General features: G+C 63.0%; 1 protein-coding gene. It reads left to right on the top strand.

What is annotated here, in order from left to right:
• Positions 1–1116 (top strand): FUSC family protein (locus BN1139_RS12680; protein WP_041980554.1); only part of this gene is annotated, 1116 nt, incomplete at its 5' end.
• Positions 1117–1250: the final 134 nt, after the last annotated feature.

The following is a 1250-nucleotide window of genomic DNA, read 5'->3' on the forward strand; positions in this document are numbered from 1 at the left end:
CAGCTGCTCGGCAGCGCCGAAGTGCTGCAAAACCCCGAGCAGCCGGAGCAGGAGCTGCCCGCGCTGGCCAAGCCGCCCCGCCTGCCGCTGCTGACCCAGCTCAAGCAGCACCTCACCTTGCACTCAATGGTGTTTCGCCATGCGCTGCGCCTATCCTTGGGGCTGGTGATCGGCTACGGCATACTGCAAGCCTTTGATCTGGAAAAGGGCTACTGGATTTTGCTGACCGTGCTGTTTGTCTGCCAGCCCAGCTACAGCGCCACCCGCCGCCGACTGGTGCAGCGGATGCTCGGCACCTTTGCAGGTATTCTGGTGGGCATTCCGGTGCTCTGGCTCTTCCCCGAGCTGCACGTTCAGCTGGTGGTGATGGGGCTGGCCGCTTTCCTCTTCTTTACCCAGGTGCGCAACAACTACAGCGCAGCGGTCTGCTTTATCACCCTCTACGTGCTGATGGCGTTCAACCTGCTCGATGGCATCGGCTTTGCCATTCTGGGGCCGCGCTTGCTCGATACCCTGCTCGGCTGCCTCATCTCCTACGGGCTGGTGGCCTGGCTCTGGCCGGACTGGCAGTACAAGCGGCTGCCAACACTTATCGCCAACTCGCTCTCGGCCAACGCCCGCTACCTCTCGGCGGTGCTGGCAAGCCTCAAGCAGCAGCGGGACGAGTCCATCGACTATCGAGTGGCGCGCAAGAGCGCCCATCTGGCGGACAGCGAGCTGGCCACCGCCTGGCAGAGCATGCTGGTTGAGCCGCAAAAGCGCCGCCGCTTCCTCGATCTCTGCTTTACCCTCACCTGGCGCAATCACGCTCTGCTCTCCTACATCTCGGCGCTGGGGGCCCATCGCGACAAGCTGGAGGCCATCAGCGGGCTCGATGAGGTGCGCCACCACATCTGCCACACCCTGGAGCAGGCCGCCGGTCATCTGGCGGGCAACCCCTCCAGCTCCATCGGTGGTCAATGCCCCATTCTTTGCACGGACAGCAGCGAGGAGCAGCTGATGCTGACCCAGCAGCTCAACCTGATCAGCGAGCTGGCGGATCAGCTGCTGCATCTGGCCAATGAGAGCCGGTTGCTCACCGGGGATCAAGGCGCTACCATGCCCGCCCAATCCTGATAGCCCCATTAGCGAGGAGCCCCCATGTCTGCGTCCGAAAAACATCAGCTGGAATTCAACGGCCAACTCATCGAGACCGATGCCAAGGGCTACCTGCTCAACAGCAACGACTGGAGCGAGGAGCTGGCGCTGGT

It is taken from the genome of Aeromonas veronii bv. veronii, from assembly GCF_000820225.1.
In the GTDB taxonomy this organism is placed as follows: Bacteria; Pseudomonadota; Gammaproteobacteria; order Enterobacterales; family Aeromonadaceae; genus Aeromonas; species Aeromonas veronii.